This is a genomic window from Priestia sp. JV24 (genome assembly GCF_025910025.1).
In the GTDB taxonomy this organism is placed as follows: Bacteria; Bacillota; Bacilli; order Bacillales; family Bacillaceae_H; genus Priestia; species Priestia megaterium.
The window spans coordinates 668490-691668 of record NZ_JAPCIN010000020.1; the positions used below are offsets into that span (position 1 = coordinate 668490).

Genomic DNA, 23179 nt, shown 5'->3' on the forward strand with positions numbered 1-23179 from the left:
CCTTGTTTCTTATTTGAAAATCGCTTTTAACTTTTTGCGTCCGCGCGACAGCCGGTTGTATAAATTGCTGATGGTAGTCTGCTGTTTTTCAGCAATTTGCTTCAGCTCGACTTCCTGTAAGTAATACGCTTTAAACAGCTCGCGGTCTCCTTCGCTTAAGTGACCTAAGAGTTCTTCCACGTCGTTTGTTTGAATGTTATGAACTTCTGACGTTTCACCCATTCCCGCTTCGCTAAGCGATTCGTGCTGCGTTTTTATGTATTTGCGCTGATAGTCAATGGCTTTGTACTTAGCAACAGCTGCAACCCAATTTTTAAACGTATTTTTCTCCGAATCAAAGCGATCAATATGATGCCACACCGCTAACAATACGTCGTTTACACACTCTTCCTCGTAGCTTTTCAGCGTGCCTAAATGCTTGCGTACAATGGCCGTAATTAACCCTCCGTACTGATCGATTAACAGCTCTAATCCTTTTTCTTTTTTTCGCGTTATACACGCAACAATCCAGTCATCTTCCATAACATTGCTCCTTTCCGCTTGCTTTTACATCTATTAATACGGATTCTTTTTACAAAACCTATCAATCTTCCTAAATTAAATGAAAAATAAGCTTGTTCAGTATTTCTCTCGCTGGTAAAATAAGCTAAAACCTTTGAAGGAGGCCGCTATGATTACCTATCCTTTTCTTACATCCAACCCAACCATCGGCATAACCGCACCTTCTTCTGGTGTATCTCAAGCTCTTCATTCCATGTTTTCTTTATCGTGTGAACGAATGAAAGAAAAAGGCTTTTCTGTTATACCGGGCGAAACCGTGTGGACGCAGCATAAAGCAAAATCCGCTTCTCCTAAAAAACGTGCAAATGAGCTTCAAGCCATGATAGAAGATAGAAACATTGATATCATTATCCCGCCTTGGGGAGGCGAGCTGCTGATTGAAATTCTTGAACATCTAGACTTTACAAAATGGACAGCAAAATGGGTGCTTGGCTATTCTGACACCAGCGTTCTTTTGCTGGCTATTACACTTAACACCGGGATTGCAACGGCTCATGGAACCAACTTTGTGGATTTGCGCGGAGAATACTGGGATCCAACGACTGCGATGTGGCAGCAGGTGCTGACGACCAAAAAAGGAGAAAGCGTGGTTCAAATTTCTTCTGATCGCTATCAAAAAGAATGGCAGCATGACACCCCGTCACCATGCGTGTTTCATTTAACCGAACAAACCGCTTGGAAGCATACAGAGTTAAGCGACGTGCACATCGAAGGGCGTCTTCTCGGAGGATGTATTGACGTGATCAGGCACTTAGTAGGAACTCCTTTTGGAGACGTAAAAACGTTTCGAGAAAAATACATTCCTGCTGAGCCGGTCATTTGGTACTTTGACAACTGTGAACTCACGACCGCTGACCTTCGCCGTTCACTTCTTCAGCTTAAGCTAGCGGGCTGGTTTGATAACTGCTCAGGTATTTTATTCGGCAGAAGCAGCGCTAATCAACCCGTTGATTCCTACACCGCTGAAGATGTGTATCTCGACCTTGCTTCTGACTTACATATTCCAGTTATCTATGACATCGACTGCGGACACCTCCCTCCTCAGCTCACGCTTATTAACGGCGCGTATGCGAGTGTTAACGTAGAGAAAAATAAAGGCACAGCTGTTCAATACTTTACGTAAAAAAAGAAGCTTGTATAAAAGTAGTTTGATTGAAGGAAGATCCGAACGAATTGGATTCTTGATGGAGAATCCAATTCGTTCGGATTTTTTATGGTTATGGTGAAAGTAGATTTGTTTCATATATGTAGGAGCTTCCAATGGTTGATTGGAGGGCAAGACGAAGACTCCTGCGGGAAAAGCGGAACAAGTGAGACCCCGCAGGAGCGTTTGCGACGAGGAGGCTCACCGGCCGCCCGCGGAAAGCGAAGTCTTGCACGGAAATCAACAGCGGTTCATTTCGTTATGTCTCAACCTTGTTTTACATATCTCTCATCAACACTAAAAACGAAGCAAACATGAAAAAGGTTGCTCCAAGCCACGAGTGATAGTACTCTTTTTGATTTCTTTCAAACTTCCATTCTTCGAAACCTCGAAACACGTACAGGAGAAACAAGAAAAGAAACATAAAAACGGATGTGTAGGCTGGAGGCATAACAAAGATCAGCACTAAAAACGAAGCAAGCAGCACCATTTCAATGGTGATAAACAGCGGACGCCTTCCTTTAAAGCTTCTCCAATAGCTTTTTTTCATCTTTGTATGCAGCTTTTTTCGCATGACAAGATCCAGAAAGATATAAACGACTGCCAAAATCAGCAAATACACAAGCGTCATTTTCACTCCTCCTTCCGGCTAAAAATATCCTTATACTTCCATTTTAAAGAATTTCCCACAAATTTCAAGCGTCTAAAAAATCTTTACACAACTTATGAGTGCAAGCATTCATATATTTAAAAATCGCTAATATATTGACTAATGTACAGGTTAAATTCTCTGTATAAACTCATCTAGAGGGGGACATCAAGTTATGAGAATAAAAGAAGTAAAGCAAGGTGCACTCGCAGCGCTGAAAAACCGCTGGGGATTTGCCGTACTGCTTACGTTCGTTACGTATTTAATCGCTGCCGGTATTCCAGGACTTATTGACTTTTTAATCAACGGATTTCCAAGCGGATCCGAAACCGAATACTCTCAGTCTACCTTAGCTAATATTGTATCCCTGCTGCTCGTACCGCTCTTTTTCTCTTACTACTGGGTACTATTACGTCTGGTTCGAGGAGAAAGTGTACGTGTAGGAAATGTGTTTGATTCGTTTTCATCTGCGGGACTATATTTTAGAACACTCGGACTTTACTTACTAACGATTATTTATACCGTGCTATGGAGTATTTTATTAATCATTCCTGGCATCATCAAAAGTCTTGCCTATTCACAGGCTTACTACGTATTCCGCGATAACCCCGATTATTCGGTGAACCAATCTATTACTGAAAGCAGACGGTTAATGAACGGCTACAAGTGGACCTACTTTTTACTCCTTTTAAGCTTTATCGGCTGGGGCATTTTAAGTATCATCACGCTTGGCATTGGGTTATTATGGCTCGTTCCGTACGTAACAACTTCGCTTGGTGTGTTTTATGAAAAGCTAAAAGCAAATGAAACTGAAGTAGCTGAATAAACGAAAAACCGTATTCGAGTTGCGAATACGGTTTTTTATTTAGGTTTGGTATTCTCTCCATGTACATTAGTTGAAATTTGCCCCGTTATTCACTAAGTTCGATACAAACTATGTTACCATCGAACTATATACTCTAGAAACAGCAGCTATTTAGCTGTTGTTTTTTTATTCACCTCTCCTTTTTCAACAAAAAAATAGAAAAATTCCATCCTCCTTACATATTTTCTAATAAATCTATGAATCTCCTAAACATTTCTACCTAGATAAATTGTCAGAATTATTACAGAGAAGGTGACAATTCTACTTATATCGCCTTTTAATATTAAAACTATGTTACAAAATGTCGTAATTTGGAATTAGATGTTTACTTTTCCTGTCAGGATTGATAGACTCACAGTTGTGAATAAAACAAGTTATGGAAAGGGAGAAAGAACATGCTAAAGAAAGCAAATCGTACAGTTATGAATATGGGGTTAGCAGCATTACTTGTTCCCGCTGCCCTAACATTTAGCACAACTTCAGCAAGTGCAAATGACGGAGGCGCTGCACCAGCACCCGTACAAGAAAAGGTAACGCCAAGCGTACCTCAACAACAAGCAACTACTACTACTAATCAAAAAGTCATCGTAAACGTGAGTGCGTTAAATATTCGTCAAGGAGCTAGCTTTTCATCTCCAGTCGTTGGAACTGCAACACAAGGTCAAGAGTTTGCTATTTTAAAAGAAGCAAACGGCTTAGTTGAAATTGCACCAAACAAATGGATTTCAAAAAGCTCAAGCTACGTAACAATTGCATCAGGTAAACCAAGCGCAAGCCAAGTAAAAGGTGTAAGCACATCAACTCCTTCTACCTCTACAGCATCTACATCTGCAGCACAAGAAACAAGCACACCAGCACCTGCTCCAACAACAAGCACGGCTTCTGGAAGCACAGTAAATGTTGCACGTAGTTTAGTAGGATCACCTTACCAATGGGCAGGAAACACACCAAGCGGATTTGACTGCTCAGGCTTTATCGCATACGTGTTCAATCATAGCGGTCACAGCATTTCACGTACAAGCGTAGCCAACTACTGGAACATGGCGACAAAAATTTCGTCTCCACAACCAGGCGACCTAGTATTCTTCCAAAACACATACACAAGCGGCCCATCTCACATGGGAATCTACATCGGAAACGGCCAAATGATTCATGCTGGTTCACACGGTGTAGCAGTAGCTGACCTAGATGTTTCTTATTATCAAGATCATTTCTTAGGATACGGACGCTTCTAAGAAAAAAATGCCCTCTAATCGTTAGATACGTTCTAACGATTAGAGGGCATTTACTTTTTATCGCTGCGCTACTGAAAGCGCCTTTTCAATCCGCGTTTGAAATTTATTTTTCCAGTCTTCAGCTAGCTCAGCCACTTCTAAAGCCCGCTTCATCCCTTCTACATCTTTTGAACGATGGAAATATAAATCAAGCGTAAACCACACGGATACTTGATCTGGATGAGCTTGAATTAACTTCACTTCCGCATCTTGCGTAATCGTACCTTCTTTTAACACGCGGCAAAGATAGCCCGTATAGCTTGTCTCAATCATTCGTTTTAAAATTCCTTTAACGCCCGTTCTCTTTGTAATCGTGTCACATGGATTTCTTCCTTGCGTCACTTGAATAACGGCGTCTCCTACTTGATAAACGTCTCCAATGCATACGTCTTTTTCAACCATGCCTGATAGCACAAGATTTTCTCCAAACGCAGACATTGGCAGCTCCGTATCAAACTCTTCGTTCCATTTTTGGTAGTGTTCATACGGATACACGCACACCGCACGATCCCGTCCGCCGTGATACCTTAAGTCCGCTACGCCGTCACCTTGAAATCCTTCTTTGGCTAAAAACGTTTCGTCTACTTGCTTCTTGCATATGCCTGTACGTATTTCTTTGCCGGGACTGTATGCCATTTGTTCAGGCATGCCGGTTGCTAAATGAATTATTTTAGGTTGATTCATTCGTATCTCTCCCTTCCCCATTTTCCCTTACTAATTACGTCATATTTTACCACATTTTAAAGATGGATCTCTTATTTTTCATGTATTCCACTAAAATCTTGGCAATATCATGAAAGTTTAAAAAATATTTCACAATTATATTAAAAATATCTTCATTTCCTCTTTTTCTTTTGTTCGAAATGATTTAAGATAGTAGAGGCTGTCGAAATATAAGTTATTATGTCAGCTCTGCATGTTTTTTTACATATTAGCACATAGTAAATATTATTTTACAATTACGTCATTTTTTTTATGGCCTAAAAAATTTTGCCCATTTTTACTAAAACTAGCGTGAAAGTCCTGATTTTTATATAAAATAGAGGCCGATTTACATAGTCATTTCTATGCACGTCCCTCTTTTATAAATATAGAGTACATGTAAGGAGAAAAGTAAATGTCAATTTTAATGGGAATTATCGGAATTGTAATTGTCTTAGCAGTTGCGTTCCTCATGTCAAACGACAAGAAACTTATCAACTACAAAGGCATCGCAGTTATGCTGGTTATTCAGCTCGCTATCTCTGCTTTTATGATGAATACATCGATTGGTCGCAAGGTGCTTGACTTTATCACAAGTGTATTTACAAAGATCTTATCATTTGGTAACGACGGAATTTCGTTCGTGTTTGGAGATCTTGCAGGAAAAGGCATTTTCTTTATCCAAACGTTAGTTATGATTGTATTCGTTTCAGCATTATTAAGTATTTTAAACTACTCTCGTATTTTACCCTTTGGGATCAAATATATCGGAGGACTTGTTTCAAAAATTACCGGACTTCCTCAAATTGAAAGCTTCACAGCCGTGAACGCAATGATTTTTGGTGATACAACGGCGCTAATTGCGGTGAAAAACCACATCGAGGGTTTAACACCAAACCGTTTATTTATCGTTACAACAACGTCTTTAGTATCCGTTTCTTGTTCGATTCTAGGCGCGTACATGCAGATGATTCCGGCGGAATACGTATTAATTGCCCTTCCGCTAAACGTATTCTCTGGCTTAATTGTTTCTTCTATCGTTGCACCTGTAAAAGTGGAAGATGAAAACGAAGTCGATATTAAAGCGCCTGCTAAGCAAGGCACGCTGTTTGAAGCAATCGGCGACGGAGCACTAGACGGCGGACGCGTTGCGTTAATCGTAGCAGCGATGCTTGTAACGTACGTTGGTCTTTTAGCATTAGTGAACTACGTATTAAACGGCGTAATCGGATTAACGGTTCAAGACATTTTAGGCTATATCTTCTACCCAATTGCCTTTATCATGGGTATTCCAGCAGATGAACTAATGAAAGCCGGCGGCGTAATGGGAACAAAAGTAGTAGCAAACGAATTCGTTGCCATGCTTGACTTCCAAAAAATGATGCCTCACCTTTCTGAAAAAACGGTTGGTATCGTATCAGCTTACTTAATCTCATTTGCAAACTTCAGCTCAATTGGTATCGTTCTTGGTACGATCCAAGCAATCAACGGCGAACAAGCTTCACGCGTTGCGAAGTTCGGCTTGAAGATGCTGTTAGTCGCGACAATGGGATCGATTTTAACAGGTATTATGGTTGGATTATTTATTTAATGAAAAAGCACTCACTTTTAGTGAGTGCTTTTTTGTTGGGGGTGGTTCTTTTTGGATTATATCTGGAGCGTTTCTACAATGTTGAAATTTATTAAATATCTCTGTTGACATACTTCGAGTTATCGACACTATTATCAAATGCTTTTTATCTTCATTCTAATAACATTTAAATTAGTTTTACATAATGGATTAAAGCAATATCTCTTATTCAATAAAAAAGACAGCTTGCTTTATCAGCAAACTGCCTTTTTTGTAATGACCCGTCCGGGATTCGAACCCGTGTTACCTTTTTAAAAGGACAATTTCTCGACCACTCGGTCAACGGACCAGATAAAATTATAAAATGGCAGAGAAGAAGGGATTCGAACCCTCGCATCGCGTTAACGATCTACTCCCTTAGCAGGGGAGCCCCTTGAGCCACTTGGGTACTTCTCTGTATGGATTTCCCACTGAGATACTGTGGAATAATAGTAGACCTAAGCGGACTTGAACCATCGACCTCACGTTTATCAGACTTGGGCTCTACCAAAAATGAGCTACTTCCCGTTTATGGCGCGCCCGAGAGGAGTCGAACCCCTAACCTCCGTAGTCAAACGCTCTATCCAATTGAGCTACGGGCGCTTCCTAAAATGGTGCGGATGAAGGGACTTGAACCCCCACGTCATAAGACACTAGATCCTAAGTCTAGCGCGTCTGCCAATTCCGCCACATCCGCATGTGAAAAATGGTTGCGGGGACAGGATTTGAACCTGCGACCTTCGGGTTATGAGCCCGACGAGCTACCGAACTGCTCCACCCCGCGATAATAACAAAGATATAATGGAAGAGGAAGAGGGATTCGAACCCCCGCGGGCTTTGACACCCCTGTCGGTTTTCAAGACCGATCCCTTCAGCCAGACTTGGGTATTCCTCCATATTTCAGGTTCAATGGTGGACCTTGTAGGACTCGAACCTACGACCGGACGGTTATGAGCCGTCTGCTCTAACCAGCTGAGCTAAAGGTCCTTTCTAAGCTCTCTATTAGAATGTGGATACGGCAATCGGATTTGAACCGGTGATAAAGGTATTGCAGACCCTGACTATGCCAACAATAAGTATGGAAATTATTTATAGTCAGTTACATTTATCCGTATGCTACCCCTTCATATGAAACATGGACTAGTAATTTAATAATTAATATCTGTTTCGCTACCAACAAAAATTATTTTACCTTATAATTTCGTAGAAGTCAACATCTATGTAAGTTGTGTTTTAATACTTAATTTTGCAATTATTAAGCAGGAACATACACCTAAATAAAAAAACTCTGTAACAAGAATCATGATTCTTGTTACAGAGCTTATTTTTATAAAAAGGTTTGCGTAATCGCACTTTCTAAATCTCTTGTAGAAGATTTTAGGTATCGTTTTGTAACATTCACATCAGAATGGCCTGCTAGTTCGGCAACTATTGCAATATCTATCCCTTTCTTAACTAACTCATGACAGAAAGTGTGGCGTAATTTATGAGGATTTACATTATATTTTTTTAACATGTACTGAACCGTACGTGCAGACATTCTTCTATCAAAATTAGAGACAAATAAAGCTTCATGATTAGAATCAAGTGAATCAATATATTTCTTCAAACTATTCCTTGCTTCTGTAGAAAGAGGAACAAATCGCTTTTTACATCCTTTAGCATTACGGATAATTAAAAAACCATCAGATTTGTTAATCTCTACGTCTTTACGATTCAAAGCACAAATCTCTGATACCCGAATCCCTGTATGTAATAAAGTATATACAATAGCAATATCACGAAGGTTTCCCTCTTGCTTTACTTCAGATAAAAGGCGGTCACGCTCACTTGCTTCTAATGACTGTGGTACAACCTCGTTATTTTTCTCTTTTTGTTTACGTTCAATATTTTGAACAATTTCTGGTTTTTCAAGAAAGCGTGCAAAAACGCTAATTGTTACAAAAGCTTTTTCTATAGTCGACGCACTTTTATTATTAGATTCAAGGTTAATCATATAAGTTTGGACATTATTTCTTGTTACTTGATCTAAATGTTTACCTTCACTTAGAAGCCATTCATGAAATTGGTTTAACACTGCTCGATAGGTTTTAATCGTATTATCAGATTTGCCTGATTCTATTAACCATTGGCTAAAGTCATCAATCAACGGAATAACTTCTAGGCTATTTTTTTTCACTCTAAATCCTCCTACATACACTAATAAATTACGTAAAACATAACATTTAATTTCGTAGAAATCAATTTAAACGAAATTAATATACAAAAAAACAGCCCATCATTGATATGATGGGCTGTTTTTTTGCCTGACAACGTCCTACTCTCACGAGGACAAAGTCCCCATTACCATTGGCGTTAGAGAACTTAACTTCCGTGTTCGATATGGGAACGGGTGTGACCTCTCTGCTATCGCCACCAGACCTATTAAAGATAGTTTTCTTAACACTAAATAAAAATTGCTAAGTAAAAACACCGTGCACCCGTCATTGACATGATCAAATAAGCGTTACTTGTACAGTTAGCTCGACCGGGTTGTGCTGCAACACACAGAAGAATCTACTTATGGCTGCTTCCTTCCGGACCTGACCATGTTCATAGGTTTCTGTTGTGCAGGACCTAGTTGTCAACACCACTTGTCCAAGTCAGACCTTACCTGACTCATACCTCTGTTAGGAATTAAACCCTGCTAAGGCGGATTGCAGGTTACAGGGCACCGCCATCTCCCCGTCTAGCACGGTATGTATAGTTAAGAGATTCCCACCTATGTCGTCCTCCCAATCTGTTTTGTGAACCCGCGATCTCGCAGGTGGGTTTCCGCATATTAACGTTCCAGCGATCCTGTGTCAAAGACAGGCATGGCATCCGTCAATAAATGTAGGAATCCCAAGTAAACAGTACGGTTCAAAACAAATAGGGCATAACGTGCATCGTAGGATAAGTATTTAATGTGTTTATTGATGATATAGATTATCCTACAATAAAATTTCGTAGAAGTCAACATAAACGAAAATATGACTCCTAGCCTTCAATATTTTCTTATTTGCTTAATTTACTGTTGTTGGGAAGGGATTTCTTTGAAAGATGGAAGTTATAAGGAGTCGCGTTTCATTATATTGAGTCCTCCATTTAAAAGTAAAGTTCATTACAGTTAGATTTTTATACATCCTTGATCTAACAACACTTTTCTGATGTGGTTATTTTTTCTTCTCATCCTCTCTCGATAAAAATAACAGAAAAATAAAAAAGCCTAAATAAAGCGGCTTTTTTATTTTAAGAGTAAATTATTGTTCTGCTAGTTCAGATATAGAAACACTTTGCTTATTATTTGGTTCATCCAGGTTATGAATTGTAGCTACCCCATTTTGTTGGTCTACATGCTCAATGTAAATGCTTTTCCCGTTATATATTACATTGGCCATGTCCACTGAATCGGCAATTTCTTGTGCTCTTTGTGCATCCATCTTTATCTAGCCTCCTTTTTATTTATGACAGTGAAAGTATTTGTTTTTAATTAATTTTTATGCATTTAATTCCTCCATACAAAATCAATTTTAATTGTTCAAATGAGACATAAAGCAGTAAAAAAACTATCTCCTTTATTATTTGAGATAGCTTTTTATTTTATTATTCAATTTAATCTTCTTCTGGAATCTTAATTAAAATGGCTATAGCTATTGTTGCCAAAAATATAACCCCTAAAGTTAGCAATAGACTCGTACTCATGTGCCTCATCTACCCTTCTCTCTTCATCCCTATGATTCCATTTTAGCAGAGGAAATTAGTTAATAAAACTGGAAATGATAGCGTTTTACTAAAAATTTTATACAAGTTAAAATAATGTAGTTGTTTTAACTCAACCAATGTATTCAATTTTCAGCTTGAGTAGAGCAAGCTACCTCTTTCCTATTTTGGGGTAGCCCTTTTTTTATCGTGATAAAATAAAATGTTGTTTTGGACCTATTCCTTCCTGCCCTCGGTTTACATTCGTTATTTACGAATCTGTTCAATCTCTTCTTCCGTAAGCTCAGTTAATTCAGCTATTGTTTGATTATCCATACCTTTTTGCAGCATTCTTAATGCTACTCTCTTAATAGCTCTTTTTTCCCCTTGCTTTTCAGCTTTTTTTAATGTCAATTTTTCATCTACTTGGAATTCCTGGTTTACTTCATAAGTCATTAACATTTGGGGATCCTCAGTTACACGTGCCCATTCATTCATCGCGTTTTTCAACGTTTGATCTTTCTCCATTACAACTTCCTCCAAAAATGAGTAAAATCTTCATCTCTTGACACTTTAAACAACAGTAATTGTTTTACTAATTATGCGTCTCTTTTACGATACTATTCTCACCTATTCCAAAATCAAATTAATCCCATAAAGCTTGTCCGTTCACCCTAAAACTAAAAAAGAGTAATTACTGCATTAGGGGAGGTGTAGGTAGTAATGTAAGATGTGCTCGGTTGTTTATATGCCGAGGTTAGCTTGGTGATAAATAGGGTTTTGATTCAGAAGCAACTAACAAATTATTTATTTAATTTATATGTTTTTTCTTATAGTTGCACATATTAAAAACAATACTAAATGAAAGCGAGATGAGATAAGTAATGTCAAAACAAGGGATACAGAAAAAGAATCAGACAAGAGAGCAAGTAGAGAAGCAAGATAAAAGAAATGATGTCGAATTAGGCAATGAATTTCAAACTGGCAACACAAGTTCCCAGAGCCAGAAAAAAAGTGGACGCCAAGTAAATAAAAAATAAATTTAACCTTTCAAAGATAATAAGAAACCTCAGTTCAAATTTATGACTTGAACCGAGGTTTCTTTTATAGAGTGAAGAAGAATTATACGAAAAACAGGCACCAAGCTAAAGAGAATTTGAATTCTATTATGGAAACAGAATTCAAATAAAAAAAGTATCTCACATTAGATAATCGTTAAGTAATGAAGGAATATTTTTTTTGGAACCTTCTGTTCAAAATCAAGTAATTATGAATTTCCCCCTATCGAAAAACAGTTTAGTTTATTGAGTTGAATAACTCTCTTATTGACACTTTTAAAGGAATAGAAGTTTAATATCGAGGTTCCAGTTTTTTCTGTAACCTCTTTTGGGATTCCTTTTCTGCCATTATTTTGAGATATTTTCTTATTTTATATAAGTTTGATTTTAGGAAGCAATTAAGATCCTTCCTATAAAAAAGGAATGTATTCATTCTAAGGTTAACCTTATACCATAAATCGTGTTTTTCAGAGTACTACTACGATTTATTGTGTTTATCCTAATCAAGACGTACCTCTGTTTAAAAGTTCAATTAAAATCGACTTGCCTTATACACATATGCCTTTATTTCAAAGTTACGGTTAATTCTCTTTCTGTAAAAACTTGTTTAGCAATAAAAATAGCATTTAACGCTCTAGGAAAGCCAGTGTATGGAATACAGTGAGTAATGGCTTCTACTATTTCATGTGGTGTGAGACCTACATTAAGCGCAGCATTAATATGAACATGCAGCTGTGGTTCACACCCTCCTTGTGTCGTAAGCGCGCTTATTGTAACTAGTTGTTTTTGCTGTAGGTTAAGTCCTTCTCTTGTATAAATATCTCCGAAGGCAAATTCAATGACATATTTCCCAATGTCAGGAGCGATGTCTTTTAATGATTCAATTACTCGTTTTCCACCCTCTCCATCTACTTCCATTAACGTTTTCCAACCATTTTCGTAACGTTCATTCATCAACTGAATCTCTCCTTACAACTGAGTTATTTTATTTACAAGTTAGATATTACGCTTTAGAGCGCGCTCTAAAGCAAGCATTTTATTTCTCATGTTATAATAATAAATATGGAAAATTTATTCAGTATTCAACAAGTAGCAAGTATGACCGGTCTTTCTACACATACTTTGCGTTATTACGAAAAAATTGGATTAATAAAAAATGTGCAAAGAGACCAAACCGGATATCGGCAATATACAGACGTTGATCTAGCTTGGATTCAGTTTTTAATTCGGTTACGTGTTACAGGAATGCCTATGCTTAAAATGAAGCAGTTTTCTGATTTGCGACAGAAAGGAGATTCTACTATTACTGCAAGAAAGGAATTGTTAGAAGAACATTATAAAGATGTCTTAGGCAAGATAGAGGAACTAGAGTTAAATTCGCAGAGAATTGAAGAAAAAATTGCGCACTATAAAAAATTAGAGACAGTGGAAAACCAACAATCTTAATAAATATAAAAAAGAACTTGAAACACATTTTTCAAGTTCTTTTTATAGTACCTAGGCTAACATCAAATAGAAGGTGCTGAATTTATATATTTAATAGAGACCCACCTAATACTCTATCTATAACTTCTTGACTAGATGTATGACGCTTAACAGCCTGTAGATGTAAATATCGATCTCCATATGGAAAATCTGAACTAAATTAACGTTCTCTGAGGTATTTCTTTTATAGCCAAAGACAAGGCGTATATTGTATAAAATGGCTTTGCTATAGGACTAATATAAAATGATGTCTAGTTATTGTATTATTACCGCTAGGCTGTTTATACACTAGTAATTTCTATTTCTTCAATATTTGGCAGTGCTTCAATTGCTCCTATCTTTGTACATACCAGCGCTCCAACTCGGTTTGCAAATGCAATAATGTCGAGTAGCTGCTCGAAATCATTTTTAATGGATTTGATATTCTGTGTATTAGCTAATTTGAACAACGTTGCACCTACAAAAGCATCCCCAGCTCCTGTAGAGTCAATTGACTTAATAGGAATACTCTTCACTAGTTCTTTTTTTCTACTATTAGATATCAATGTTCCCCTTTTTCCAAGAGTAACTGCTACAATTTTAGCTCCCATTTTATGTAGGGTATCAACACCTACTTCATGATTCTTAATGCCTGTGATAATCTCTAATTCTTCATCACTTACTTTTACAAAATCACTTAAAGCAATAGCTTTCTTTGCGATTGAGATGAAATCAATTAATCTTCCTTTCCATAAATCTCTTCGATAGTTAGGATCAAAAGAAATAAACTTTCCTTCCTCTTTAGCACTAGAGATAAGGCTTAAATAAGTTTCACGGAATGGAGAAGTTAACATGGCCGTGGCTGAACCAAAATGAAGGATTCTAGCTTTATTTATTTCATTTAGGTTAATGTCCTCCATTGTCATTAAAGCGTCAGCTCCCCTATGAAATACAAAGTCTCGCTCACCATTTTCTTGTAGAGACACAAAAGCTAGGGTAGTTGCTACCTTTTCATCCCAAGCAAGCATCGAAGTATCTACGTTTAATGAATTTAAGGTTTCTTCTAAAAAGTAGCCGAATGGGTCTTTACCTACTTTACCACTAAATGATGCATTACCGCCTAGTTTCGCTATGGTTGCGCATACATTTGCTGGTGCTCCACCGGCATTTTTTAAAAATTGGCGTCCCTCTATTAAATTGGAATTAATATTGCTACAAAAGAAATCAATTAATAATTCTCCTACACAAACAACTGGAGCATTTTCACTTATGCTATTTTGCACTTATATCACACTCATTTACTTAGATTTTTTCTCTAAATCCAAAATCATTTGATTATATGTTTTTTCAGTTAAAGGATAAAAGCAGATTATTAATACAGAAAGTAAAATGAAAATTCCTGGCACTAGAGCATTCATATTTTTTATAGCATTTAAGGAAGCTACGGTTTGTTCTGCATTAGCTACATAGCCTGCTATCCCCAAATAGATGGCTGAGAATGATCCAGCAAGTGCAACCCCTAACTTATTAGTAAAACTCATTAAGGAAATAACAACACCATCTGCTCGAACTCCAGTTTTCCATTCAGCATAATCTACACAATCGGCAACCATCCCCCAAGCTAGTGTGTTTAGTGGAGTGGTAAAGAATCCCGAAGCAAACAGCCAAAATAAAATTAAAGCAATTGAATCAAAAGAAGTAAATTGGAGTCCTATATATGAAATAAGAGATACTGTAGCTGATACAATCATTACACTCTTTCTACCCCATTTATTAGAGAATAAAGGAATAAATAAGTTACTAATTAGCGCAGCTCCAAAAAATAAAACAGTGCCCCAAAATACTAATTCCTTTTGATGAACATTGTAAGTAAAATAGTAAACCATTGTACTAAGTTTAATATTAAAACCAATAGCAAATGCCAAGAAAGACGAAACTAGTACTAGTAGTGGTTTGTTTTTAAACAAAACAGATAAAGTTACTTTAAGCCCATGTTTTTTACTCTTTTTAGGAGCAATGCGCTCACGTACTGTAAAGAAGCTAAACAGATTTAAAATGATACTTACAGCAGCATAGACTAGCGCAGCCATTTGGAATCCAAATTCTTGATTTCCTCCTCCAAGAGCTGTTACAAGAGGGGTGGCGCATGAAATGGAAAGGAGTATTCCTACATAAACCAATATCATACGAGTAGTTGTTAAAACCGTGCGCTCCTGAACGTTATTGGTAATCCTCCCTGTTAAGCTATTAACTGGGATCGTTTGCATACTAAACGCCATCCCTAGTAAGATATAGGTAATGTACATATATATAACATTGCCCGTTGACCCTAAGTGAGGGTTGGTAAAACATAGGATGGTAAATAACGCAAAAGGAAGTGAAACCCATAATAAGTAGGGTCTTGCTTTTCCCCAACGTGTATTAGTTTTATCTAAAATAACTCCCATTATAGGATCGAAAATAGCATCCAGAACTCGTACTACTAAAAATAATGTTGCAACAGCTGCAGGGTGGATACCTCCGACATCAGTATAATAAAAAAGTAGATAGGCATTAACGAATTGAAAAACAATATTATATGCCATGTCTCCCGATCCATATCCAAACCGTTCTAACCAGGATAACCTAGGAATAGAATTAGGTTTACCTTTACTTTCAGCCTCTAATATTTGTGATTGTTCTGCGTTTAACATAGGTAATACCTCCAGAATGCGTTTTCAAAAATATGTTAAGAAAGCTAGTCGTATTATAAACATTTACCTTAAAGAAAAAACAGATGCGGTTTAGTTGCAAATGTCTTATTTTAACTCCGCATCTGAAAATTAAAAGTTCAAGAATCTCGTCATAAATATCAACTAGAAATCTAGCTTTCAAGTATAATGTTTTTATTCGTTTGGATACACTATAATTTTTAAACATTCGTTTTTAAAATTTAGTGCTCGCTCCATCGCTTCACGTGTGCCGGCTAACGGATATCTATCTGTTACAAGATTCTTTGTGTCAATTGCACCGGAAGTAAGAAATTTAATTCCTTTTGGATAAGTGTTGGCATAGCGGAAAATACCATATATATCAATCTCATTATCAGCAATAAATGGTACATCGAGTGGAATATCGCTTTGAGAAGGTAAACCTACGATTGCTAATTTTCCACCACGACGAATTGAAGATAGTGAAGATTGTAATGCTTTTGGATTCCCTGCAGTCTCCCATGCAACGTCAACGCCTACGTTTTCAGTAATATTTTTAATTTCATTAAGAGGATCTTGCTCTCTGATATTAATAACGTGAGTTGCCCCCATTCGTTTTGCTGCTTCAAGACGCAATGGTTCTAAGTCTGTTGCTATTATTGTACTTGCTCCAAATGCTTTCGCTGCTGCTACAGCCATTAACCCTACCGGTCCCATTCCCATAATCGCAATCGTTGACCCAGGCTGAAGTTTTGTTCTCGTCGCTGCATGGATACCAACTGAAAAAGGCTCTATTAAGGCAGCATCTTCATAGGAAAGGGAATCCGGGATTAAAAAGACAAAATCCTGACGCATTTTTATATATTGAACAAAGGCACCATCAACTGGTGGTGTTGCTAAGAATTGAACATCTGGACAAAGGTTGTACCTTCCCTCTTTGCATGCTTCACAATGTCCACAGGTTACTCCTGGTTCAACGGCTACGCGATCCCCTACTCTAAATCTTTCAACAGCTGATCCAATAGCTACAACCTCACCTGAGCACTCATGTCCAAGGATAAATGGTTTTTCTACTTTGTATTTACCAATTCTACCCTGGGTATAATAATGTAAGTCTGAGCCACAAATTCCTACAGCCATTACTTTAATTAAAACTTCATTTTCATCAATTTGTGGTATAGGCAATGTTTCAATACTGATTTCTCTTGTGCCGTGCATGACAGCTGCTTTCATAGTTTTAGGTAAGTTGTTATTCATCAATAATTTTCCTTTCTTTAATAGAAATTCTATATAAATCCATAACGTAAAAATAAATATGAATTTACTTTCAACTCATAAATTTCTAATGCACTTGACTGTTCCTTAAATATATTTTTATTATTATGTAAGTGCATACATTTTAGAGTTTTTTATTACATGAGCTAATTTTACCTGCTAACATCACACCATTAATAGCCTTTTATACTGTCTAAAAGTACAGTAACACTGTACTTTTCTTTTTATATACATACAAAGATATAGCGTTAAAATAAAGCTAATAGGAGGTGTAAGATTCTCATGGCTGAAATTGAAGATCGGGAAACATTTGCAGAACTGTTATCTTTGGGTGTTAAAGAACTAAAACTTCACCCTGATTATAAGATTAAAAGGAAAAAAGGCGAAGATAGCTCACTAGGACAATCTTATATAGCTAATATCGCAAATGAACTAGGTGTATCTCCCAATACAATTAAAAGTTGGATAGGTCAGATGGGATTAAAATATATTCCTGGTCGTATTGACGATGGAAAGCTCTTCGGCATCATATGGATAATATTAAAAAAAACGGATATAGATATCAGTTGGTTCTCAAAGCTGATGGAAACAACTTCTATACCCACTCTTAAACCTGCTTTACCAGCTTGGGTATCTTCGTGTCTGGAAAAGGCAAAAATATTAGGGGCAGACAACTCATTTGGTGCACCCCTTAATAAAGATATTGAGGAAGTAGTAAAAAAAATATTTCATAATAAACTTCAGACTGAAGCTGCTACTCCAAAGGAACATTTTACAATACATAACTTACCAGCACGCTGGTCAGGAGTTTTTATTGGAAGACACTTTGACCTGGAGGCAATTCGTCAGTGGGTAACTTCCCCTTCTCCATTATGTTTAATTTCCGGATGGGCTGGTATTGGAAAAACAACTCTTGCTCTTGAAGTAGCATATGCGTGTATTCAGAAGAATTATAGGGAAACAGAAAGCCTTGAGATGGATTGGCCAAACCTCAATTCTATAGTATGGTTTAGTGCTGACTGGAAGGGACTAACCTTTAGTGATTTTCTAAATACAATTGCTTACCAACTTGGACGGATAGAGCAAATCAACCGATCCATTGACGAGAAACGTTTTGTAGTTCGCAATGCATTAGCTAATTATGCAAAAGAAAAACCTGTATTACTTGTGATTGATAGCATCGATACAGCTGAAAGTGAAATTTATGAATTTATTACTAATCTTCCACAAGGCGTTAAAGTATTACTCACATCTCGCGAGAATCTACAGCAAAAATATAGAAACAACTTTAGAGATATAGTAACCATTCAACTAAAGGGACTGGAAAAGGACGATGCTCTTAACTATCTTTCTTACGAAGTAAAACAACATATGAAAATGTCTAATTCATCGAATAAACAAGAACAAATGAAACAGTTATTAAATAGCCCTCTTGAAACTCGTGAACAACTCATTTCAGCTACTGCTGGAAATCCTAAAGCTATCGCTCTTAGTATAGCTTACATTGCAGATGATGACATTCCTGCTCAGCAACTTATTCAGGAACTAGGAAAAGCCGGTTACTCACTGTTGGAATTATTTGATTTTCTTTTCGGACGCACATGGGAGAAATGTAATGAAGATACTTTACATCTTTGGAAAGTGTTATGCTTTTTCAGCAAACCTCCTGACGAGAAAAGTTGGGCAACAGCGGCTGGACTAGACGCTCGAAAATTCCATTTTGCTGTTGATCAAATGAAATTATTTGCGCTTATCCAAGGAGAACGTATAGAAGGAAAAATCCATTATCTAGGTCATCAAACCGTAGTAACATATGGTGAACAACGATTGTTAGAAGATAAACAATTTGAAAATGTAGCACGTAAGCGTTGGAGCCAATACTATATCCAATATTTAGACAACTATTTAAAACGGGATCTTCCGGATTCGATTTATTGGAGTTATTTGCTTGGTCGTGATTTAGAGGAAATTAAGAAAGAATGGCCGAATATACTCAAGGTTATAAAATGGGCAAACGAATCCGATCAAAAAGAGCTTTTGATTGAGCTGGTATTTCGCATAAGCCATTTTCTAAGTCGAATTAATTTACCGTTAAGGATCAAATATGGAAAAATAGCAGCTGATTATGCAAAACAACTTAGAAAACATACCTATGAGGCATTTTTTAGAATTGATACATTGGGTTGGGCATTGATGGAGGTCAATAACCTAGATGGTTCCCTGCTACAAATAGATTCCGGTCTAAAGACACTAGATCAGTTAAGCTCAGACAGGTCTGATGTTTACGATTTGAAAGCTTGGGGACTTGCCTTAAAAGCAAGGCTCTTGTTGAAGAAAAATAATCCTAACAAAGCAGAATGTATTCTTGAAGAAGTTAGGGAGATCTTTACTACACCGGTGATTCAACATAGAATTTCATTAGTGCGAGGTGATCTATGTATGGTCTATAAAAATTATGGAGCAGCAATCCGATTATATGAAGAAGCTAATGAAATCAGTTTAATATATGGAGGAGAAAAGACCATTGAAGCTTACTTTAATTTAGGTGTAGCTTATGTCATTTGTGATATGCTTGAGGAAGCAGAAAAATGCTTTAATAGCCTTCTTTATCAGAAAGACAAAGCCAACCAAATTGAATTAATATACTATCACTACGGGATGGCCCAATTGCTATTACGAAAAGGAGAGAATATAGAGGCTTTACATTCTATCCAAGAAGCTATAAACCTTATCGATTCTTGGGGACCAACCATTAGTATTCGAAAAGAAGTAGAAGAATTCAATGAAGTTATTAAACATAATATTAGAGAGAATTAAGTAAAACAGCCACTTGTATGAAACAAGTGGCTGTTTGTTTGAATGTAGTGCTTCAATTAGGTTGAAATTTATCTGGCCTCTTATTTCTTCCAAGTTGATCACTCTTTTCTATTTGGCTTTTATTAGACTAACGCAATTACATCTATATAAAAGGATTATGTTAAAATTACTCTGGTTTCTCCACTAGTTGCATCTGAAAAATTTGAGTTGCTTGAATACCTCTTAAATTTGCTCGTGGTTATACTTATAGAATTAGTTACACTTTTTTGATATATATATAGCTTAATTAATGGCTTCAAGGGCTTGTTTCAAATAATCCATTTCAAATGTTATATCATCTATTTTTTTGTTTAACTGACTTACTTTATCAACAGTATTCTGTGCATCCAATAAATTAATTTCTAACATCAAACGACTTGCTTCACTCTCAAGTTCCAATCTCTTTGCAAATAATACCTCATGCTTTTTTATAATTTCGGATTTTAAATTTTTAATATTGTTTTCTTCCATACTTCTACCTCACTAACTTGTAATAACAGTATTTTATTGAAATGTAAATTCCCCTATATAATTTAATAATTACCTACAGGGAAGTTTATGACATAGTTAAAGTTGCCTTTTTTCCTTCCAGAAAAACCACATTTATTTCACATTTACATAAGCTAAATAATAAGAACCAATTAAAATAAATTCCATTATTCACTTTCCTCGGATGGTGTTCATAAGTTCTTGGTGTTGACATTCAGATACATACTGAGCACTCAAAAGCTTCTCTAACTGTTAAAAACAAATACAACATTCCAAAATAAGGGAAAATTTAAATCGTTTTGTTTTTTTTGCAGGAAAAGAAAGCGCAGTATATAAAGATAACAGTAGGCATCAAAAAGTGTTGAGAACATTTTATCATCATTTTCTATCAGCACGAGAGCAATAATTTGAGAAAAGAGCTTATATCAGTCCGTGTCTTAAGTATGCCTATTATATAGAATGGGTTACTTAGTAAATAAGGGAAGGTGATTTATATGTTAGGGGAAGAAGATTTAAAAGTAAATTGTATATCAGCTGCTATAGGTTTACTCATCCAACATAATATCATCACTCACCAGGAACTGGACAAACTAACTAAAACGAATTATCACGTTTTTTATCATTTTCTAATGGATAAGCTAATTGAAGAAGAGTTTAGTAAAGATAGAGTGGTACAAACATAAGTACTTCAACAAAACAAAAACCGCAAGATTAAAAGAAAAGATCTCCTATTTTAAATGTGATTCTTATAAGGCTCCTTACATATTAGACATATACAATATGTAAGGGCTTTCTTATTCAACAAAGCCTCCTATAGTTTAAATGTATTTCTTCACAATCTATAATTTTAAAAAGTCATTTTATCAAAGGAAGCCTGCCAGTATTGTTACAAAAAAAGTTCTCTCCTCGTTTCAGGAAAGGAACTTATATTCAACGAATTTTATAAGCTACTTCCAAGTCTGATCCAGTTTATCTGAATAGAAATGTAGGGCTTTTTTATAACTTAGTATTTCATTGTCATTTGTCGTATTTAGTAAGCATTTCAGTAACAGTTCCATCGCTTTGCTATGTTCTTTTAAATTGTACAAAGTCATGGAATAAAAAACTTTAATTACATGATTATCTGGGAACAATTCCATTCCTTTTAAAAATATATCTTTTGACTTTTCATATTCCCCCAAGGCTCTATATGTGCTGCCCAACCCCAATACTGCCCCTTCCATATCCTTAGAAGGTAATCCTATCTTTATGGCATTTTCGTAAAAGGGCACTGCCTTTTCTTCTTCCCCTAATATGTCAAAGCTCCAAGCACATTGATAATTATATAAACCATCGTCTGGAAATTCCTTAACTAATTCACTTAGCAATTCGTTAGATTCTTTGTGATTTCCATTCTTTCGTAACGCTAACGCTTTATTTAGTTTGTTATTCATTACTTAAATCTCCAATCCTTCTTTTTCCCACTATTTATCTCTTAACATCCTTCCATATCCGGAAATTCAGCGTATTCGTACACTTTATCCAGATCTAATTCTTGCTTTAACTATCTGTTTAATTTTTAAAGGCTAATCCATTGGCCTGCAAAGCTGTTCTAAGTTTAGGTAAAGAAGCCGGCCCCATACCATGAAATTGTAATATCTCTTTTTCACTAAATGTTGATAGCTGCTGCAAAGAAGTTATCTCGTTGCTTTCCAATGCTCGTCTTGCTGGTGCTGATAGCACTGAAAGAAATTCATTGTCAGGTTTGCGTTCTTGCACACAGGTTGGGCAGGTCGGACAGCTGCTGCTTTTATAATATTTGTGTCCTTTATGACAGATTCTTAGATTTCCCTTTTGGATTTTCATTTTTAATCTCTCCTTTTCTCAAGAGTTTTTTAGCTTTTATCCCCTGCCACTTCTTCAATGGATGATTTATGAAGGAACAAAACATCCTACGTATAGTAAGCTAATTATCATTGAATGCTTGTTAGTCTCATTTCAGGTAGTGCAGCTCCATTACAAATCATGCTAACACCTTACATGTTTGCGTTTGAAACCAAGCCGTCCTCTATCTATATCCTTTTGAATGTTTTCGGAAGCAAGAAGAATACTACTTTTTTTCTTATCCTTCTTAACTTCGACTGGACCTACTGCCTTTGCCGTTTCAAGCGCCTTCTCATGAAGTGGCAAATATGAAACACCGACTGTATAGATAAAATTATTCATAGCCGATTTCGCTCGATCTGGAGAATCGTGAATCGTGTTTTCCACTTGATTAAGCATATCGGCAATCTTGCTTGTGCTAAATTCATCGTCAGGACGATTACCTAAAAGCCAGCAGTAACAACTCCAACCTGCCGACATTTTAAGTTCTTCACCGCTTGCCACCCATTTATCAGCAACAACTTGCGCAAAATCGGTTTCTGACAAAGTGACTGCAACTACATAATCGGATAGCATGTAAAAATACGCTTTATCAATCCAACGCTCAAAATCCTCCGCAGTCATCTCTGTTGGGTCTGCAATGATACCAGCAAAATACATAGCATCGTAATTGCCAGAAGCGTAAAGCTGCTCAGCTAAAGCCTGGTTTTTCTTGATTTTCTTTGCAATCGGCTTCATTTTCCCTGTTGCCACTCCAAAAAGCGGATCGTGTGCACCATTGTTTATGTAAGTCTTTTTAATTCGTTCCGTACCAAGCGCTTCTAGTTCTTTCATAACCATTTCAAAATCCATCGTTCTGTACCCTCCTTCTTCTCCATTCGTAAACTGGATCATCTTTTCTTTTTAGTTCAGCTTCCAATTTATCCTGTAATTCCTAAGCTGCTTGGGGATCAGTTCACC

The 23179-nt window shown here is 36.7% G+C and carries 23 protein-coding genes, 6 tRNA genes, 1 rRNA gene and 2 other RNA genes; 9 read left to right on the plus strand and 23 right to left on the minus strand.

All coding sequences use genetic code 11. The features are described from left to right. Window positions 1–9: 9 nt before the first annotated feature. Window positions 10–522 (minus strand): sigma-70 family RNA polymerase sigma factor, encoded by a 513-nt coding sequence (locus OK414_RS18795; protein WP_016765037.1) that lies wholly within the window; start codon window positions 520–522, stop codon window positions 10–12. 148 nt (window positions 523–670) lie between these two features. Between OK414_RS18795 and OK414_RS18800 the strand changes: the two genes are divergently transcribed. Continuing rightward, the gene (locus tag OK414_RS18800; RefSeq protein ID WP_263045346.1) at window positions 671–1684 is read left to right on the plus strand and encodes a S66 peptidase family protein; all 1014 of its coding nucleotides are present in this window, start codon (window positions 671–673) and stop codon (window positions 1682–1684) included. A 141-nt stretch (window positions 1685–1825) separates the two neighbouring features. Next, complete coding sequence (locus OK414_RS18805; RefSeq protein WP_080743113.1) at window positions 1826–2023, plus strand: hypothetical protein; 198 nt, start codon at window positions 1826–1828, stop codon at window positions 2021–2023. On the opposite strand, the gene OK414_RS18810 is transcribed toward OK414_RS18805, so the two are convergent. Next, on the minus strand, window positions 1983–2336 hold the full coding sequence (locus OK414_RS18810; RefSeq protein ID WP_034650098.1) for a DUF4181 domain-containing protein: 354 nt from the start codon (window positions 2334–2336) through the stop codon (window positions 1983–1985). The genes OK414_RS18805 and OK414_RS18810 overlap by 41 nt on opposite strands. A 193-nt stretch (window positions 2337–2529) precedes the next feature. On the opposite strand from OK414_RS18810, the gene OK414_RS18815 reads away from it, so the two are divergent. Together OK414_RS18815 and OK414_RS18820 are read left to right on the plus strand one after the other, a co-directional pair. Beyond that, window positions 2530–3180 carry a DUF975 family protein gene (locus OK414_RS18815; protein WP_013084251.1) on the plus strand — a complete coding sequence of 217 codons (651 nt, stop codon included), beginning with the start codon at window positions 2530–2532 and terminating at the stop codon, window positions 3178–3180. Between the two features lie 434 nt (window positions 3181–3614). After that, complete coding sequence (locus tag OK414_RS18820) at window positions 3615–4454, plus strand: C40 family peptidase (RefSeq protein ID WP_013058260.1); 840 nt, start codon at window positions 3615–3617, stop codon at window positions 4452–4454. Window positions 4455–4511: 57 nt separating this feature from the next. On the opposite strand, the gene OK414_RS18825 is transcribed toward OK414_RS18820, so the two are convergent. After that, window positions 4512–5177: an MOSC domain-containing protein gene (locus OK414_RS18825; protein ID WP_216875224.1), complete on the minus strand. Its 666-nt coding sequence runs from the start codon at window positions 5175–5177 to the stop codon at window positions 4512–4514. 433 nt (window positions 5178–5610) lie between these two features. Between OK414_RS18825 and OK414_RS18830 the strand changes: the two genes are divergently transcribed. Continuing rightward, window positions 5611–6786, plus strand: coding sequence for a NupC/NupG family nucleoside CNT transporter (locus OK414_RS18830; RefSeq protein WP_171776842.1), 1176 nt, complete (start codon window positions 5611–5613; stop codon window positions 6784–6786). A gap of 344 nt (window positions 6787–7130) precedes the next feature. Here OK414_RS18830 and OK414_RS18835 read toward each other — a convergent pair. The 12 genes from OK414_RS18835 to OK414_RS18890 all read right to left on the minus strand — a co-directional run bounded on the left by OK414_RS18835 (window position 7131) and on the right by OK414_RS18890 (window position 11052). Beyond that, window positions 7131–7221, minus strand: a tRNA-Ser gene (locus tag OK414_RS18835). 115 nt (window positions 7222–7336) lie between these two features. Then, window positions 7337–7407, minus strand: a tRNA-OTHER gene (locus OK414_RS18840). A 9-nt stretch (window positions 7408–7416) separates the two neighbouring features. After that, a tRNA-Leu gene (locus tag OK414_RS18845) sits at window positions 7417–7501 on the minus strand. A 10-nt stretch (window positions 7502–7511) separates the two neighbouring features. Then, window positions 7512–7588: transfer RNA gene (locus OK414_RS18850), tRNA-Met, on the minus strand. 18 nt (window positions 7589–7606) lie between these two features. Next, window positions 7607–7699 (minus strand) — tRNA-Ser (locus OK414_RS18855). A gap of 15 nt (window positions 7700–7714) precedes the next feature. Beyond that, window positions 7715–7791 (minus strand) — tRNA-Ile (locus OK414_RS18860). Window positions 7792–8131: 340 nt separating this feature from the next. Further along, complete coding sequence (locus tag OK414_RS18865) at window positions 8132–8983, minus strand: tyrosine-type recombinase/integrase (protein WP_034650090.1); 852 nt, start codon at window positions 8981–8983, stop codon at window positions 8132–8134. Between the two features lie 125 nt (window positions 8984–9108). Continuing rightward, window positions 9109–9224, minus strand: a 5S ribosomal RNA gene (rrf, locus tag OK414_RS18870). A 52-nt stretch (window positions 9225–9276) separates the two neighbouring features. Further along, an RNA gene (gene ffs, locus OK414_RS18875) (signal recognition particle sRNA large type) lies at window positions 9277–9541 on the minus strand. Between the two features lie 13 nt (window positions 9542–9554). Further along, window positions 9555–9743: non-coding RNA, 6S RNA (gene ssrS, locus OK414_RS18880), on the minus strand. A gap of 342 nt (window positions 9744–10085) precedes the next feature. Beyond that, complete coding sequence (locus tag OK414_RS18885) at window positions 10086–10265, minus strand: small acid-soluble spore protein H (RefSeq protein ID WP_013084255.1); 180 nt, start codon at window positions 10263–10265, stop codon at window positions 10086–10088. A 526-nt stretch (window positions 10266–10791) separates the two neighbouring features. Next, complete coding sequence (locus tag OK414_RS18890) at window positions 10792–11052, minus strand: hypothetical protein (protein WP_095378986.1); 261 nt, start codon at window positions 11050–11052, stop codon at window positions 10792–10794. Between the two features lie 356 nt (window positions 11053–11408). Here OK414_RS18890 and OK414_RS18895 point away from each other — a divergent pair, with 356 nt between their 5' ends. Beyond that, window positions 11409–11564, plus strand: coding sequence for a hypothetical protein (locus OK414_RS18895; RefSeq protein ID WP_013058266.1), 156 nt, complete (start codon window positions 11409–11411; stop codon window positions 11562–11564). 582 nt (window positions 11565–12146) lie between these two features. Here OK414_RS18895 and OK414_RS18900 read toward each other — a convergent pair. Further along, window positions 12147–12536, minus strand: coding sequence for a carboxymuconolactone decarboxylase family protein (locus tag OK414_RS18900; RefSeq protein ID WP_263045371.1), 390 nt, complete (start codon window positions 12534–12536; stop codon window positions 12147–12149). 108 nt (window positions 12537–12644) lie between these two features. Between OK414_RS18900 and OK414_RS18905 the strand changes: the two genes are divergently transcribed. Further along, window positions 12645–13028, plus strand: coding sequence for a MerR family transcriptional regulator (locus OK414_RS18905; protein ID WP_263045347.1), 384 nt, complete (start codon window positions 12645–12647; stop codon window positions 13026–13028). A 320-nt stretch (window positions 13029–13348) separates the two neighbouring features. Here the strand turns inward: OK414_RS18905 and OK414_RS18910 are convergent, their stop codons facing one another. The 3 genes from OK414_RS18910 to OK414_RS18920 form a co-directional block, all read right to left on the minus strand. Then, window positions 13349–14329: a carbohydrate kinase family protein gene (locus OK414_RS18910; protein WP_013084278.1), complete on the minus strand. Its 981-nt coding sequence runs from the start codon at window positions 14327–14329 to the stop codon at window positions 13349–13351. Window positions 14330–14344: 15 nt separating this feature from the next. Continuing rightward, on the minus strand, window positions 14345–15739 hold the full coding sequence (locus OK414_RS18915) for an MFS transporter (RefSeq protein WP_263045348.1): 1395 nt from the start codon (window positions 15737–15739) through the stop codon (window positions 14345–14347). A 192-nt stretch (window positions 15740–15931) separates the two neighbouring features. Continuing rightward, window positions 15932–16993 (minus strand): NAD(P)-dependent alcohol dehydrogenase, encoded by a 1062-nt coding sequence (locus tag OK414_RS18920; protein ID WP_128820090.1) that lies wholly within the window; start codon window positions 16991–16993, stop codon window positions 15932–15934. Window positions 16994–17293: 300 nt separating this feature from the next. On the opposite strand from OK414_RS18920, the gene OK414_RS18925 reads away from it, so the two are divergent. Further along, the gene (locus OK414_RS18925; RefSeq protein WP_263045349.1) at window positions 17294–19828 is read left to right on the plus strand and encodes an NB-ARC domain-containing protein; all 2535 of its coding nucleotides are present in this window, start codon (window positions 17294–17296) and stop codon (window positions 19826–19828) included. Between the two features lie 282 nt (window positions 19829–20110). Here OK414_RS18925 and OK414_RS18930 read toward each other — a convergent pair whose 3' ends face one another. Next, the gene (locus OK414_RS18930) at window positions 20111–20338 is read right to left on the minus strand and encodes a hypothetical protein (RefSeq protein WP_263045350.1); all 228 of its coding nucleotides are present in this window, start codon (window positions 20336–20338) and stop codon (window positions 20111–20113) included. Between the two features lie 512 nt (window positions 20339–20850). Between OK414_RS18930 and OK414_RS18935 the strand changes: the two genes are divergently transcribed. Further along, window positions 20851–21039: a hypothetical protein gene (locus OK414_RS18935; RefSeq protein ID WP_014458940.1), complete on the plus strand. Its 189-nt coding sequence runs from the start codon at window positions 20851–20853 to the stop codon at window positions 21037–21039. A gap of 264 nt (window positions 21040–21303) precedes the next feature. Here OK414_RS18935 and OK414_RS18940 read toward each other — a convergent pair whose 3' ends face one another. From OK414_RS18940 to OK414_RS18950, 3 genes are all read right to left on the minus strand, one after another. Beyond that, complete coding sequence (locus OK414_RS18940; RefSeq protein ID WP_263045351.1) at window positions 21304–21789, minus strand: tetratricopeptide repeat protein; 486 nt, start codon at window positions 21787–21789, stop codon at window positions 21304–21306. 118 nt (window positions 21790–21907) lie between these two features. After that, on the minus strand, window positions 21908–22201 hold the full coding sequence (locus tag OK414_RS18945) for an RNA polymerase alpha subunit C-terminal domain-containing protein (RefSeq protein ID WP_263045352.1): 294 nt from the start codon (window positions 22199–22201) through the stop codon (window positions 21908–21910). A gap of 162 nt (window positions 22202–22363) precedes the next feature. After that, window positions 22364–23071 carry a DNA alkylation repair protein gene (locus OK414_RS18950; protein WP_034650029.1) on the minus strand — a complete coding sequence of 236 codons (708 nt, stop codon included), beginning with the start codon at window positions 23069–23071 and terminating at the stop codon, window positions 22364–22366. Window positions 23072–23179 lie beyond the last annotated feature (108 nt).